At 47.2% G+C, this 15038-nt stretch carries 11 protein-coding genes, 2 tRNA genes and 1 riboswitch; of the genes, 11 read left to right on the top strand and 2 right to left on the bottom strand.

From position 1 onward, the window contains the following. From QVO39_RS00240 to rpoC, 11 genes are all read left to right on the top strand, one after another. Window positions 1-71: transfer RNA gene (locus QVO39_RS00240), tRNA-Thr, on the top strand. Window positions 72-266: 195 nt separating this feature from the next. Beyond that, a complete protein-coding gene (gene tuf / locus QVO39_RS00235) occupies window positions 267-1454 on the top strand; it encodes an elongation factor Tu (protein WP_021902511.1) in 1188 nt (395 codons plus the stop codon). Between the two features lie 85 nt (window positions 1455-1539). Further along, window positions 1540-1612: transfer RNA gene (locus tag QVO39_RS00230), tRNA-Trp, on the top strand. Window positions 1613-1642: 30 nt separating this feature from the next. Next, window positions 1643-1864 carry a preprotein translocase subunit SecE gene (gene secE / locus QVO39_RS00225; protein WP_018028408.1) on the top strand — a complete coding sequence of 74 codons (222 nt, stop codon included), beginning with the start codon at window positions 1643-1645 and terminating at the stop codon, window positions 1862-1864. Between the two features lie 70 nt (window positions 1865-1934). Then, window positions 1935-2486: a transcription termination/antitermination protein NusG gene (nusG, locus tag QVO39_RS00220; protein ID WP_021902510.1), complete on the top strand. Its 552-nt coding sequence runs from the start codon at window positions 1935-1937 to the stop codon at window positions 2484-2486. 139 nt (window positions 2487-2625) lie between these two features. Beyond that, the gene (gene rplK / locus QVO39_RS00215) at window positions 2626-3072 is read left to right on the top strand and encodes a 50S ribosomal protein L11 (protein ID WP_018028406.1); all 447 of its coding nucleotides are present in this window, start codon (window positions 2626-2628) and stop codon (window positions 3070-3072) included. 20 nt (window positions 3073-3092) lie between these two features. Then, window positions 3093-3794, top strand: coding sequence for a 50S ribosomal protein L1 (gene rplA / locus QVO39_RS00210; protein WP_018028405.1), 702 nt, complete (start codon window positions 3093-3095; stop codon window positions 3792-3794). A gap of 27 nt (window positions 3795-3821) precedes the next feature. After that, the gene (rplJ, locus tag QVO39_RS00205) at window positions 3822-4367 is read left to right on the top strand and encodes a 50S ribosomal protein L10 (RefSeq protein ID WP_018028404.1); all 546 of its coding nucleotides are present in this window, start codon (window positions 3822-3824) and stop codon (window positions 4365-4367) included. Between the two features lie 101 nt (window positions 4368-4468). Continuing rightward, window positions 4469-4843 (top strand): 50S ribosomal protein L7/L12, encoded by a 375-nt coding sequence (rplL, locus tag QVO39_RS00200; protein WP_018028403.1) that lies wholly within the window; start codon window positions 4469-4471, stop codon window positions 4841-4843. A 118-nt stretch (window positions 4844-4961) separates the two neighbouring features. Then, a complete protein-coding gene (gene rpoB / locus QVO39_RS00195) occupies window positions 4962-8774 on the top strand; it encodes a DNA-directed RNA polymerase subunit beta (protein ID WP_021902509.1) in 3813 nt (1270 codons plus the stop codon). Between the two features lie 29 nt (window positions 8775-8803). Continuing rightward, window positions 8804-13093 (top strand): DNA-directed RNA polymerase subunit beta', encoded by a 4290-nt coding sequence (gene rpoC, locus QVO39_RS00190; protein ID WP_018028401.1) that lies wholly within the window; start codon window positions 8804-8806, stop codon window positions 13091-13093. Window positions 13094-13269: 176 nt separating this feature from the next. Here the strand turns inward: rpoC and ribB are convergent, their stop codons facing one another. Together ribB and QVO39_RS00180 are read right to left on the bottom strand one after the other, a co-directional pair. Beyond that, complete coding sequence (gene ribB, locus QVO39_RS00185) at window positions 13270-13911, bottom strand: 3,4-dihydroxy-2-butanone-4-phosphate synthase (protein WP_021902508.1); 642 nt, start codon at window positions 13909-13911, stop codon at window positions 13270-13272. Between the two features lie 105 nt (window positions 13912-14016). Then, a riboswitch (FMN riboswitch) is annotated at window positions 14017-14136 on the bottom strand. 666 nt (window positions 14137-14802) lie between these two features. After that, on the bottom strand, window positions 14803-14970 hold the full coding sequence (locus tag QVO39_RS00180) for a hypothetical protein (RefSeq protein ID WP_021902506.1): 168 nt from the start codon (window positions 14968-14970) through the stop codon (window positions 14803-14805). Window positions 14971-15038 lie beyond the last annotated feature (68 nt).

Genomic DNA, 15038 nt, shown 5'->3' with positions numbered 1-15038 from the left:
CCTATGTAGCTCAGTGGTAGAGCACTTCCTTGGTAAGGAAGAGGTCCCGGGTTCAAATCCCGGCATCGGCTCAAGCGTATTTTACGACTTCAGCAAGGTGCGTGGAGTGATAGGGTGAGAGTATTCGCGATGTGTCGGGAATCTCAGCTCGAAGTAATGAATTGGGAGGAGTATGCCTTAGGTTATTACGTCTGCTTCGAAGCGTCTTGGAAGGGATGAGAAGAGAGAATAATATAAACTCAAATATATTTTATTGTTATTGAACTATGGCAAAAGAACATTTTAACAGGTCGAAGCCCCACGTAAATATCGGTACGATCGGTCACGTGGACCACGGTAAGACTACTCTTACTGCTGCTATCACTACCGTATTGGCAAAGGATGGTCACACTGAGCTCCGCTCATACGACTCTATCGATAACGCTCCTGAGGAGAAGGAGAGGGGTATTACTATTAACACCTCACACGTAGAGTATGAGACTGCTAACCGTCACTATGCCCACGTAGACTGTCCTGGTCACGCCGACTATGTAAAGAACATGGTTACTGGTGCTGCTCAGATGGACGGTGCTATCATCGTAGTTGCTGCTACTGATGGTCCTATGCCTCAGACTCGTGAGCACATCCTACTAGCACGTCAGGTGAATGTACCACGTCTGGTAGTGTTCATGAACAAGTGTGATATGGTGGACGATGAGGAGATGCTAGAGCTTGTAGAGATGGAGATTCGTGAGCTCCTTAGCTTCTACGAGTTTGATGGCGACAACACTCCAGTAATCCGTGGATCTGCTCTTGGTGCACTGAATGGTGAGGCTAAGTGGGAAGATTCTATCCGTGAGCTAATGGATGCTGTTGACGAGTGGATTCCACTTCCTCCACGTGATATTGATAAGGACTTCTTGATGCCTGTAGAGGATATCTTCTCTATTACTGGTCGTGGTACTGTAGCTACTGGTCGTATCGAGACTGGTGTGGTACACACTGGTGATGAGGTTGAGATCATCGGTCTTGGTGCAGAGAAGCTGAAGTCTGTGGTGACTGGTGTGGAGATGTTCCGTAAGATCCTAGATGAGGGTGAGGCTGGTGATAACGTTGGTCTACTTCTCCGTGGTATCGATAAGGATCAGATCAAGCGTGGTATGGTGCTTTGTAAGCCAGGTAGTGTGAAGCCACACTCTCGCTTCAAGGCTGAGGTGTACGTGCTTAAGAAAGAGGAGGGTGGTCGTCACACTCCATTCAAGAACAAGTATCGTCCACAGTTCTTCATCCGTACGCTCGACGTAACTGGTGAGATCACTCTTCCTGAGGGTCAGGAGATCGTGATGCCAGGTGATAACGTAACCATCACTGTAGACCTTATCTACCCAGTAGCATGTAACCTAGGACTTCGCTTCGCAATCCGCGAGGGTGGCCGTACAGTAGGTGCTGGTCAGATCACTGAGCTACTTAACTAATACTAGCAGTAGCTAAATATAAATATCATATCGGAGTGGTGTAGAGGGTAGGTAATCCCTCCCCTCTATCCCTCTCCGATTATATACGGGCATAGCTCAGTTGGTAGAGCACTGGTCTCCAAAACCAGGTGTCGAGAGTTCGAGTCTTTCTGCCCGTGCGATTTTTGTAATAGAAATATATCGGTTATATGACTGACCAAAAGAAATCCAATTTCTTCGTAAGAGTAGGTGCTTACGTGAGCGATTGCTTTAAGGAGCTTCGCTACAAGGTTACTTGGCCGACCAAGAAGGAGCTTTCGAGCAGTGCAGTACTGGTACTATCTGCTTCCATAGTGATGTCAGTATTCATTTTCTTGGTGGACAAGGCGTTTGAATTTATCATGAGTAACGTTTACGGCTGGCTTGCTTAACCCTTTTCTTAAGGGAATGGTGAGTGAGTGGTAAAGCTTTTCTGTACTGTATCTAATGGATAACCAACCAATGAATTACTACGTTCTTCGTACCATCACTGGTAAGGAAAAGGATGTAGCTGATTATATAGAAAGTATGCGGGATGCTGTCCCAGTATTCAAAGAGCATGTAGGTGAGGTGCTTGTGCCTATGGAGACCTATTATCAGCTCAATAAGAGTGCTAAGGGAGGGCGCGTAGAGCGCACACGTCCGTATTACTCTGGCTATGTATTCGTTGAGGCTAGGTTGGTGGGTGAGACAAAGTTTACACTTCGTCGTATCCCTAATGTCCTTGGCTTTTTGGGCTCTGATGATGACCATCCAGAGATCTTGAGCCAGCAGGATGTGGATCAGATGAAGCATCTTGCAGATGAATTGAGTGAGACACCAGATGCCGATAGCCTTACCTTTATGGTGGGCGAGCGTGTTAAAGTGGTCTTCGGACCATTTGCAGGCTTCTTTGGTGAGGTGACTGAAGTGCTTGACGATCGCAAGAAGCTGAAGATACTTGTGAAGGTGTTTGGGCGCGAGACCTCAATGGAGGTGGATTTCGTGCAAGTGGAAAAGGAGAGTTTGTCATAACCTAGTGAAGAGGCCTCACGCGGCTCTGCTGTTACGAATTATGGGTGTGTGAGGTGTCGCCGATGGCGAAAGGCGATAGTCTAGGTGCTCGGATGTACTTTTCTACGAGTGAGTTATTAATGAGAAAAAGTGTTTAATCATGGCAAAAGAAATTGCTGGTCAGCTAAAGCTGCAAATTAAGGGTGGAGCTGCTAATCCTTCTCCTCCTGTTGGTCCTGCTCTTGGTTCCAAGGGGATCAATATTATGGACTTCTGTAAGCAATTCAACGCCAGGACCCAAGATAGTGCTGGTAAGGTCCTTCCGGTGATCATCACATACTACTCTGATAAGTCTTTTGACTTTATCGTAAAGACTCCTCCTGTGGCTGTACAGCTATTGGAGAAGGCTAAGAAGAAGAGTGGTAGTGCTGAGCCAAACCGTACAAGGGTGGCTACCATTACTTGGGACGACGTGAAGGCTATTGCTCAAGATAAGATGCCTGACCTTAACTGCTTTACCGTAGCTAGTGCTATGCGTCTAGTAGCAGGAACAGCAAGAAGTATGGGTATAGCCATTAAGGGCACTTTTCCAGAGGATGTTGAATAATCAAGGACCATTGATGAATTATGAGTAAACTAACGAAGAATCAGAAGTTGGCCCTGAGCAAGATCGAACCTGGAAAAGAGTATACACTTACGGAAGCATCTGCTCTTGTAAAAGAGATTACAACTACTAAGTTTGATGCATCTGTAGATGTAGATATACGCCTAGGTGTCGACCCACGTAAGGCCAACCAAATGGTGCGTGGTGTGGTATCTCTACCCCACGGAACTGGTAAGGAGACTAGGGTGCTGGTGCTTTGTACCGCAGATAAAGAGGCTGAAGCTACCGAAGCTGGTGCAGACTATGTAGGTCTTGACGAGTACATTGACAAAATCAAAGGCGGATGGACTGATGTGGATGTTATCATCACAATGCCATCTGTAATGGGTAAGATTGGTGCCTTGGGACGTGTCCTAGGTCCACGTGGCTTGATGCCTAACCCTAAGAGTGGTACAGTAACCAATGAGATTGGAAATGCTGTCCGCGAGGTGAAGCAAGGTAAGATTGACTTTAAGGTAGATAAGGCTGGTATTGTACATACCTCTATTGGTAAGGTCTCTTTCACTGCTGACAAGATTGCTGACAATGCACGCGAGTTTATCAATACTATAGTTAAGCTTAAGCCTAGTGCTGCAAAGGGTACGTACATTAAGAGTATTTACCTCTCAAGTACTATGAGCCCTGGTATCAAGGTGGATCCTCGCTCCTTAGAGTCGAAAGAGTAACAACTAGAGAAAAGAGATCCATAGTATATGAAAAAGGAAAAGAAAGTATCAGTCGTTGGTGACTTGGTAGAGCTAGTAGAGAAGTATCCTAACTTCTATCTAGTAGATATTGAGGCGCTGACTGCTGACAAAACAAGTAGCCTTCGTCGTCTTTGCTTCGAAAAGGATGTAAAGCTGATGATGGTGAAGAATACTCTGCTTCGTATCGCTCTCTCTCAGAAGGATGAGGAGACTTTTGCTCCTCTATTCCCTTATCTGAAGGGTAATACTGCTGTGATGTTTGCTGAGACAGCTAATGCTCCTGCACGCCTGATCAAGGACTTTGCAAAGGAGAATAAACCTGCTGATGCAGATAAAGCAGCTAAGCCAGAGCTAAAGGCAGCTTACGTACAAGAGAGTCTATATCTTGGTGCAGACAAGCTCGAGGAGCTGGTCAATGTCAAGAGCAAGGAGGAGCTGATTGGAGATGTTGTATCTCTACTCGAGGGCTCTATCCAAGGTGTCCTTTCGGCACTCGACTCTGCTGGTGGTACTATCCATGGTCTACTCCAAACGCTCGAGGAGCGTGGTTGATTAAAAGACCATCGGACACAATAAAGGTGGCGTAGAGCATTAAGCTACTACGAATTGATAAATAACAAGATTGTATAATACCATAATAAGTATATAAGAATATGGCAGATATCAAAGCTATTGCGGAACAACTAGTGAACCTAACCGTTATTGAGGTAACTGAGCTAAAGAATATCCTTAAGGAGGAGTATGGCATCGAGCCTGCAGCTGCTGCTGTGGCTGTTGCTGCTGGTCCTGCTGGTGGTGAGGCTGCTGCAGAGGAGAAGACTGCATTTGATGTAATCCTTAAGTCTGCAGGTGCTGCTAAGCTACAGGTAGTGAAGGCTGTTAAGGAAGCTATGGGCGTAGGTCTTAAGGACGCTAAGGACCTAGTTGACGGTGCTCCATCTAAGCTTAAGGAGGGTGTAGACAAGGCTGAGGCTGACCATCTCAAGGCTGCTCTTGAGGAGGCTGGTGCCGAGGTAGAGATCCAGTAATCTCGCTTTGTCTCCCCTGTAGATATTACAGGTGATGGTTAAGAACCCACGAATACGAGTGTAGTGGGTTCTTAACCTTTTCGTGTCTTTGTTCGTTTTAGGCTTTTAAGGTTTTTTTATGTCCCCAAGAAATAATACAGAAAGAGTAAATTTCGCTTCTATTCAAAACCCTCTGGACTTCCCAGACTTCTTGGATATTCAGTTGCAGTCGTTCCGTGACTTTATGCAGTTGGATACTCCATCTGATAAGCGAAAAAATGAGGGTCTCTATAAGGTATTTATGGAGAACTTCCCCATCCACGACACACGCAATAATTTTGTGTTGGAGTTCTTGGACTATTTTATAGACCCCCCAAGATATACCATTGAGGAGTGCTTTACGAGAGGACTAACCTACAATGTACCTCTAAAAGCTAAAATGAAACTTTATTGTACTGATCCTGAGCATGAGGACTTTGACACCTCTGTGATGGATGTGTACTTGGGTCAAATCCCTTATATGACACCTCAAGGCACTTTTGTGATCAATGGTGCTGAGCGTGTGGTAGTCTCTCAGATGCACCGCTCGCCAGGTGTCTTTTTTAGCGAAAGCATCCACAATAATGGTACCAAGCTCTACTCTGCTAGAGTGATCCCATTCAAGGGCTCGTGGATTGAGTTCGCAACCGATATTAGCAACGTGATGTATGCTTATATCGACAGAAAGAAAAAACTTCCAGTAACCACTCTCCTGCGAGCTATCGGCTATGAAACAGATAAGGATATCCTTAATCTGTTTGGCATCGCTGAGGAGGTGAAGGTGACTAAGACTGGATTGAAGAAATATGTCGGTCGCAAGATTGCTGCTCGTATCCTTAATAGCTGGGTTGAGGACTTAGTGGATGAGGAGACTGGGGAGGTGGTTTCGCTCGACCGATACGAGATTATTCTGGACCGTGACGAGGAGATCACGGAGGAGAATATCCCACAAATATTAGAGTCGGGCGCTAAGACAATTCTTCTCCTGACTGATGGTGAGTCGGGGCTTGACTACAGCGTGATCACTAACACATTGCAGAAGGACCCCTCCAACTCTCAAAAGGAGGCGGTTTACCATATCTATAAGCAGCTGAGAAGTCAGGATCCTGTGGATGAGGCTTCGGCAATGGAGGTGATCAATAACCTCTTCTTCTCGGATAAGAGGTACGACCTTGGCGATGTTGGTCGTTATCGTATCAATAAGAAGCTCAATCTCGACATTGATGAGAGTGTGAAGGTACTTACCAATGAGGATATTGCAGCCATTATTAAGTACCTAGTGGTGCTACGCAATGGCAAGGAGACGGTGGATGATATTGACCACCTAAGTAACCGTCGTGTCCGCACGGTAGGTGAGCAGCTCTCACAGCAGTTTAGTATCGGTCTCTCTCGTATGGCACGTACGGTAAGAGAGCGAATGAACGTTCGTGACAATGAGGTCTTTACCCCAGTTGACTTGATTAATGCCAAGACGATTTCGAGTGTGGTCAATTCTTTCTTCGGCACCAACCCTCTATCACAATTTATGGACCAAACCAATCCGCTGGCAGAGATCACGCACAAGCGTAGGCTTTCGGCCCTTGGACCTGGTGGTATTAGCCGTGATAGAGCTGGATTTGAGGTGCGAGATGTGCACTACACTCACTATGGCCGTCTTTGTCCAATTGAGACTCCTGAGGGTCCAAATATTGGACTGATCAACTCACTCTGTGTTTATGCCAAAATCAATGAGCTAGGCTTTATTGCTACTCCATACCGTAAGGTAGTCAATGGCAAGGTGGACTTCTCGGACAAGGGGGTGGAATACTACACAGCCGAAGCAGAGGAGGATAAGACGGTAGGTCAGGGTAATGCGCCATTGAATGAAAATGGTGAATTTATCCGCGACACTGTAAAGGCTCGTTATGGATCGGACTTCCCAGTGGTACCACCAAGTGAGGTGGATCTGATGGATGTCTCTCCTATGCAGATTGCTTCGATTGCTGCCTCTTTGATTCCTTTCTTGGAGCACGACGATGCTAACCGTGCGTTGATGGGATCTAACATGATGCGCCAGGCTGTGCCATTGATTCAGACCGATGCTCCTATCGTTGGAACTGGTTTGGAGGGCGTAGTGATTAGAGACTCCCGCTGCCAAATTATGTCGGAAGGAGAAGGTACGGTAGAGTATGTGGATGCTACACAGATCAAGGTGCGCTACGATCGCAGCGAGGATGAGGAGTTCGTCAGCTTCGAAGATAGCCTAGTGACGTATGAGCTACCTAAGTTCCGTAAAACCAACCAGAGCACGACTATAGACCTGCGCCCAATTGTATTGAAGGGCGATAGGGTGAAGAAGGATCAGATCCTTACCGAGGGATATTCTACCCAGAATGGGGAGCTGGCACTTGGTCGTAATGTGACGGTAGCTTACATGCCTTGGAAGGGGTACAACTATGAGGACGCTATCGTGCTTAGTGAGCGTATGGTGCGTGAAGACTTCTTTACCTCTGTTCATGTGGATGAGTACAATCTTGAAGTACGTGAGACGAAGCGTGGTATGGAGGAGCTCACTAGTGATATCCCTAACGTGAGCGAAGATGCTACCAAGGATCTTGATGAGCGTGGAATCATACGTGTAGGTGCAAGAGTACATCCAGGAGATATCCTTGTGGGTAAGATTACTCCTAAGGGAGAGAGTGACCCAACGCCAGAGGAGAAGCTATTGCATGCCATCTTCGGTGAGAAGGCTGGCGATGTGAAGGATGCTTCACTAAAGGCCAATCCATCACTGAGTGGCGTGGTGTACAAGACCTATCTTTTCTCTAAGGTGCCTAAGGGACAGAATAGTCGCAAGGCAACGCGCGAGATGAAACAGCAGTTGGAGGAGAGTGAAGCACAAGAGAAGGAGGAGCTACGCAAGAATATGCTGGCTAAGCTCTCTAAGCTCACCTCTCGAAAACTCTCTAAGGGCATTGTTGACTATATGGGTGCTACAGTGGTCGCAGAGGGAGTTAAGTACAATAATACGATCCTCGACCAGCTCAATTATGAAGAGATCGTATTCTCTGGATGGACCGATGATGAGCACACTAATAACCTGATCAGTCAGCTTCTTGGTAATTATATCAAGAAGGTGAAGAAGATAGAGAGTGACTATCGCCGTAAGCAGTTTGATGCTACCCTAGGTGACGAATTGCCTAACGGTATCATGCAGAATGCCAAGGTGCTTATCGCCAAGAAGCGTAAGATCCAGGTCGGTGATAAGATGGCAGGACGCCACGGTAATAAGGGTATTGTCTCTAAGGTGGTACGTGTAGAGGATATGCCATTCTTGGAGGATGGTACTCCTGTAGACCTTTGTCTCAACCCACTAGGTGTACCTTCGCGTATGAACCTTGGTCAGATCTTTGAGGCGGTACTTGGGTATGCTGGTAGAAAGCTAGGGGTTAAGTTTGCTACTCCTATCTTCGATGGCGCTACCCTCGACGATCTCAATAAGTGGACAGACAAGGCTAGGATTCCACGCAATGGACGTACCTATCTCTATGATGGAGAGACTGGCGAGCGCTTCGACCAACCAGCTACTGTGGGAGTTACCTACTTCTTGAAGCTAGGTCACATGGTCGATGATAAGATGCACGCGCGCTCTATCGGCCCTTACTCTCTGATTACCCAACAACCTCTTGGTGGTAAGGCTCAATTCGGTGGCCAGCGCTTCGGAGAGATGGAGGTGTGGGCACTGGAGGCCTATGGTGCCGCTCATGTGCTACAGGAGATGCTCACGATCAAGAGTGACGATGTGGTAGGCCGCTCAAAGGCTTACGAAGCAATCGTCAAAGGCTCGCCAATGCCTACTCCAGGTATTCCTGAGTCACTCAATGTACTGCTCAACGAGCTTAAGGGTCTAGGCCTAAGCTTCGAACTCCAATGATTACATCACAGCCCTTTTGATATATAAATATGGCTTTCATAAGAGATACAAAGATAAAGTCCAACTTCAATCAAATCCGTATCGGTATCGCCTCTCCTGAGGAGATATTCGAGAATTCACACGGTGAAGTTACTAAGCCCGAGACCATCAACTATCGTACTTACAAACCAGAGCGGGATGGTCTATTTTGCGAGCGTATTTTCGGACCGGTTAAGGATTACGAGTGTCACTGTGGTAAGTACAAGCGTGTCCGCTACAAGGGTGTAGTTTGTGACCGTTGCCAGGTAGAGGTAACGGAGAAGAAGGTGCGCCGTGAGCGAATGGGGCATATCAAGCTGGAGGTGCCAGTAGTACACATCTGGTTTTTCCGCTCCGTGCCCAATAAGATCGCTTATCTTTTAGGAATCCCAGCAAAGAAACTGGAGAAGATTATATACTACGAGAGCTATGTAGTGGTTCAGCCAGGTCCTTACGAAGACTTGGAGGTGGGCGACCTACTAACTGAGGAGGAGTACCTAGACCGTATGGCTAGCCTCCCTCAGGAGAATAAAGAGTTGTCTGATGAGGACCACAATAAGTTTTTCGCAGAAATTGGTGCGGTGGCTGTAGAGGCACTGCTCTCTAGAGTTAATCTAGATGAGCTCTCGTACAACCTTCGTGCTAGAGCCGCTAAGGAGACTTCTCAGCAGCGCAAAAAGGAGGCTCTTAAGCGCCTGCAGGTGGTAGAGAGTTTCCGTGCTAGCCACGGCTACACTCGCCCTGAGTGGATGGTGATGAGGGTGATCCCTGTTATCCCACCAGATCTACGTCCGTTGGTGCCATTGGATGGTGGTCGTTTTGCTACCTCCGACCTCAATGAGCTCTATCGTAGAGTGATTATTCGTAACAATCGTCTGCGTCGTCTGATTGAGACAAGGGCACCTCAGGTGATCCTCCGCAATGAGAAGCGTATGCTTCAGGAGGCGGTAGATAGCCTATTCGACAACTCTGGTAAGTCGGGTGCAGTGAAGAGCGACTCCAATCGTCCGCTCAAGTCACTTACCGATAGTCTTAAGGGTAAGCAGGGTCGTTTCCGTCAGAACCTACTTGGTAAGCGTGTCGACTACTCTGCTCGTTCGGTGATTGTGGTGGGTCCTAGTCTCAAGATGCATGAGTGTGGATTGCCACAAGATATGGCGGCAGAGCTCTACAAGCCATTTGTGATCCGCAAGCTGATTGAGCGCGGTATCGTGAAGACCGTGAAGAGTGCGCGCCGTATTGTAGACCGTCGTGAGCCAGTGATCTGGGATATCTTGGAGAATGTCGTGAAGGGGCACCCAGTGCTACTCAACCGTGCTCCTACACTTCACCGTCTAGGTATTCAGGCTTTCCAGCCAAAGCTAATCGAGGGTAAAGCCATTCGTCTGCACCCACTAGCTTGTACCGCATTTAACGCCGACTTCGATGGTGACCAGATGGCCGTTCACTTGCCACTCTCTAATGATGCAATCCTAGAGGCACAGTTCTTGATGCTTGCCTCACACAATATATTGAACCCTGCCAATGGTACTCCTATTACAGTTCCTTCGCAGGATATGGTGCTGGGACTATACTATATCACCAAACTTCGTGACGGAGTAAAAGGTGAGGGCTATAAGTTCTACTCTCCAGAGGAGGCACGAATTGCCTATAATAATGGCAAAATCGACATCCATGCCAAGATTCAAGTGGTGGTGGATGACCTTGATGAGGAGCGCAAGCCATTTAAGCATATGATTGAGACCTCGTATGGTCGTCTGCTCTTCAACTCTAAGGTGCCTGAAGAGATTGGGTATATCAATGACTTGATTGGCAAGAAGAGTCTTCGTACACTGATCGGTGAGGTGATCAAGTATTGTGGTATCTCACGTACTTCACAATTCCTCGATGATATCAAAGACCTCGGGTACTATATGGCCTTTAAGGGTGGTCTTTCATTCAACCTTTCTGATGTAATCATTCCTGAGCAAAAGGAAGAGCTCATCCAAGAGGGTTATGACGAGGTGGCAGAGATTATGGACGACTTCAATATGGGTAATATTACCAATAATGAGCGTTATAACCAGATCATCGACGTTTGGACCAATGTGAATAATAACCTCTCTGCTATCCTGATGAAGGAGCTGAAGGAGGACGACCAAGGCTTCAACTCTATCTTTATGATGATGGACTCCGGAGCCCGTGGTTCGGCCAACCAGATTCAGCAGCTGAGTGGTATTCGTGGTCTGATGGCTAAGCCACAGAGAAGTGGTGAGGGCGCTCAGACGATGGAGAACCCTATCCTCTCCAACTTTAAGGAGGGACTTTCAGTGCTAGAGTACTTTATCTCTACCCACGGTGCTCGTAAGGGTCTTTCGGATACGGCACTTAAGACGGCCGATGCTGGATACCTCACTCGTCGTCTCGTCGACGTTTCTCAAGATGTGATTATCACCGAAGAGGATTGCGGTACCCTACGTGGTATTGTGCGTCGTGAGATCAAGGAGGGTTCTAGTGTAGTAGCATCGCTCTATGAGCGTATCCTTGGTCGTGTGTCAGTACACGATGTAGTACACCCAATTTCAGGTGAGCTGATTGTCGCTGCTGGTGAAGAGATTGATGAGGCTAAGGCTTCTAAGATACAAGAGTCGCCAATTACAGAGGTGGAGATCCGCTCTGTGCTCACTTGTGAAGCAAAGCAAGGAGTTTGTGCTAAGTGCTATGGACGCAACTTGGCCCACAACCACTTGGTACACAAGGGTGAGGTAGTTGGTGTGGTAGCTGCTCAGTCTATCGGAGAGCCAGGTACACAGCTTACACTTCGTACCTTCCACGCCGGTGGTGTGGCAAGTACCGATACTATTGAGCGACTCATCAAGGCTAAGTACGATGGTATCCTTGAGATCGAGGAGCTTCGTACGGTAGATGCCAAGGATGAAGAGGGTAAGCCATTCAAAGTGGTGGTCGGACGTCAGGCCGAGATGCATATTGTAGACCCTCACACTCATATGACGCTTATCAATGAGAATATACCTTATGGTGCAAAACTCTTTATAGAGCCAGGTGCCGAGGTGAAGGCAGATGATATCATCTTTGAGACCGACCCATTCAATGCGGTGATTGTTGCTGAGGTGAGCGGTAAGCTACAGTATGAGGATGTGGTAGAGGGTAGTACCTTCCGTGTACAGTCTGATACCAATATCGCTGCTGGCCATACCGATAGGATCATCATTGAGAGTAAGGATAAGAAGCTATCGCCAGCAATGTCAATTATTGGCAAAGATGGCGAGGTGATCAAGACTTATAACCTCCCAGTGGGTGCCCACCTCAATAACCAACAGGGTCAGAAGGTAAAGGCCGGTGATGTACTGGTTAAGATCCCACGTACCGTAGTGAAGTCGGGCGATATCACAGGTGGTCTACCACGTGTAACAGAGCTCTTCGAGGCACGTAACCCATCTAACCCAGCTGTGGTTGCAGAGATCGATGGTGAGATCACACTTGGAAAGGTGCGTCGTGGTAATCGCGAAGTGATAGTGACGAGTAGTACTGGCGAGGAGCGCAAGTATCTAGTGAGCCAGACCCGCCAATTGCTGGTGCAGGAGAATGACTTCGTACGTGCTGGCGAACCACTATCAGATGGAGCTGTTTCTCCAACCGATATCCTAGAGATATTAGGACCAAATGCGGTGCAAAACTACATCGTGAATGGAGTACAAGACGTCTACCGTAAGCAAGGTGTGTCGATCAACGACAAGCACTTTGAGGTGATTGTACGTCAGATGATGCGTAAGGTAGAGATCATTGATGCTGGAGATACCAAGTTCCTCGAGCAGCAGTTGGTGGATAAGATCGACGTTCAGGACGAGAATAATCGTCTCTGGGGTAAGAAGGTGATCACCGATCCAGGCGAGTCTACTACTTACTTCGAAGGTCAGATCATTACCGCTCGTCACCTACGTGAGGAGAATAGCTTGCTACGCCGTAACGATAAGAAGGTGATGGAGGTACGCGATGCCCTTCCTGCAACTACTAAGCAGGTACTTCAGGGTATTACTCGTGCTGCTCTTCAGACCAAGAGCTTTATGTCTGCCGCCTCCTTCCAGGAGACACCTAAGGTGCTGAATAACGCTGCTATTGAGGGTAAGATTGATAAGCTAGAGGCTCTAAAGGAGAACGTAATCTGCGGTCACCTGATCCCTGCTGGTACTGGGTTGCGTGAGTACGAGAAGATCGTGGTAGCTTCCAAAGCTGATATCGAATCCCAGCGCCTACTCGAGACCACCAAAGGTCCTAAGTCAGGAGTTGTGATCCCAGACTAATACAATAATAAATAGATAGAATACCCTGTGATGGCTTATGCTATCGCAGGGTATTTTTTTAGCTATAACACCAGATAGACATCTGGACCGACGTAACAAAGTCGCCTCAGACGGCCTTGAGACTGTTGCATCTCATCCTTCGTGCAACATTCTCCACTTGGTACGAAACGTTTGGTTTAGCGTTGGTGGTGCTTGCGGTAGGCTACGATATCTTCGATTGTGAGCACCGGCATATTGTGTGCTGCGCCAAACTTCTTGATCTCTGGTAGGCGTGCCATAGTACCATCCTCATTAGTTAGTTCACAGAGCACCGCCGTCTCGCCTAGGCCGGCGATAGAGACGATATCTATACTCCCCTCCGTGTGTCCTCGGCGCTCTAGTACGCCACCCTCCCTTGCACGAAGCGGGAATACATGCCCTGGGTGTACCAAGTCTTCAGGCCTTGCTCCTTCTCGTGTTGCCGTTGTGATCGTCACGTAGCGATCTTTTGCCGATACCCCTGTCGTCACCCCCTCCTTCGCCTCTATTGAGATGGTGAAAGCGGTGTTGTTGACGCATGTGTTGTGCTGTACCATCTGAGGCAGGTTGAGCTCTTGGCACTTCTTAGGCTTTAGGCATAGGCAGATGATACCGCTGCACTCGCGGATCATCAGTGCAATGCTTTGTGGCGTAAGCCGCTCAGTGGAAAAGATGATGTCGCCCTCATTCTCCCTATTTTCATCATCTACGAGGAGGATGCCCCGGCCATCCCTAAGAGCTTTTACGGCCGCTTGGATGCGTGCCTCAATTGCTGGAGAAATTGTGTTGGTTTGTTCCATTTCTTTTTGTGTTACTATTAGATTATAAATTGACGAGGATCTATGGTACACAAAAGCAGATGGGCCAACACTGTAGAGCCGAAGCCTCAAATAGGTCAGCGGCATCTTGATTCGAATACCATCCGGACTATCACCGTCGGTTATGGAATTTCACCATATCAGTCCCGCTAGGGAGTTGTGGACTATACCACCGGTAAGGAATTACACCTCTCCTCTTGAATCAATCTCAAAGGTACAAAGATTTTCAATATTCTGTTTGGACGTAAGCCGAAAATCCAGGGGTTACGCATTACTGTTATGCGAATGATCATATACAAGTTGTTGAGGATAATGGGGTAAGGACCTCGGCAGAGGTCCCTCTTAAATAGGCACAGGTCGGAGGGGCGTTAGCCCCGAACGACCTGTGTGCAAGAGCATATTCACCACCTCCTTGACCCCGGCTGAGGGGTCAGACCTAGAGATAGGGTTGTCCAACCCACAAGAGGTAGTGGGTTTTGATCGCCTTCGTGCAACAGTCTCTAGAGACGAAAACGTTGTCCTCCTCTGCCAGCAGACGGTTTTCCTCGTTCCATATTAGCTTGCGCTCTCCGACTGTGCTGTCTTTATGTCTGTGGTCATCATTAGTGATTGTTCCTTTCAATAGGATTTTTTTCAGAAGGATTAGAGTTCTTATCTGTAGTCCAAAGATGCCTAATAAGAAAAATAAGTGCAATTACAGCTGAAATATTAGGAATAATCTGTTCGATAATGAAGCTTATTAAACTCACAGATGTCGACATAGAGAGTAAGTCAAAAATCGACATGAACAGTATCATAAATGCAGAATATGCTAGAATCAAGGTTATAACAACCTTAATTAGTATGAAATAATTTTTGCGACTGTTGCACATTTTAGTTTAGACGTTTTAGATTGACTTTTTGCTGATTTTCGTCTTGTCTAGCTTGGAAAATCGCCTTGCTATTTGATTTTTTTCCTCTGCAAAGGCTCCAATTATGAGCTTTTACAACCGCATGGATGCGTGCCTCAATTGCTGGAGAAATTGTGTTGGGTTGTTCCATTTCTTTTTTTGTTTACTATATTAGATTGTAAATTTGCGAGGATCTATGGTACACAAAAGCAGATGGGC

Source organism: Porphyromonas sp. CAG:1061, assembly GCF_000435035.1.
In the GTDB taxonomy this organism is placed as follows: domain Bacteria; phylum Bacteroidota; class Bacteroidia; order Bacteroidales; family Porphyromonadaceae; genus Porphyromonas_A; species Porphyromonas_A somerae.
This window is presented reverse-complemented; position numbering and strand designations above follow the sequence as displayed.

Coding starts and splice junctions, on each gene's coding strand:
- tuf (WP_021902511.1), top strand. CDS start 267: ATGGCAAAAGAACATTTTAACAGGTCGAAGCCCCACGTAAATATCGGT.
- secE (WP_018028408.1), top strand. CDS start 1,643: ATGACTGACCAAAAGAAATCCAATTTCTTCGTAAGAGTAGGTGCTTAC.
- nusG (WP_021902510.1), top strand. CDS start 1,935: ATGAATTACTACGTTCTTCGTACCATCACTGGTAAGGAAAAGGATGTA.
- rplA (WP_018028405.1), top strand. CDS start 3,093: ATGAGTAAACTAACGAAGAATCAGAAGTTGGCCCTGAGCAAGATCGAA.
- rpoC (WP_018028401.1), top strand. CDS start 8,804: ATGGCTTTCATAAGAGATACAAAGATAAAGTCCAACTTCAATCAAATC.
- rpoB (WP_021902509.1), top strand. CDS start 4,962: ATGTCCCCAAGAAATAATACAGAAAGAGTAAATTTCGCTTCTATTCAA.
- rplK (WP_018028406.1), top strand. CDS start 2,626: ATGGCAAAAGAAATTGCTGGTCAGCTAAAGCTGCAAATTAAGGGTGGA.
- QVO39_RS00180 (WP_021902506.1), bottom strand. CDS start 14,970: ATGGAACAACCCAACACAATTTCTCCAGCAATTGAGGCACGCATCCAT.
- rplL (WP_018028403.1), top strand. CDS start 4,469: ATGGCAGATATCAAAGCTATTGCGGAACAACTAGTGAACCTAACCGTT.
- rplJ (WP_018028404.1), top strand. CDS start 3,822: ATGAAAAAGGAAAAGAAAGTATCAGTCGTTGGTGACTTGGTAGAGCTA.
- ribB (WP_021902508.1), bottom strand. CDS start 13,911: ATGGAACAAACCAACACAATTTCTCCAGCAATTGAGGCACGCATCCAA.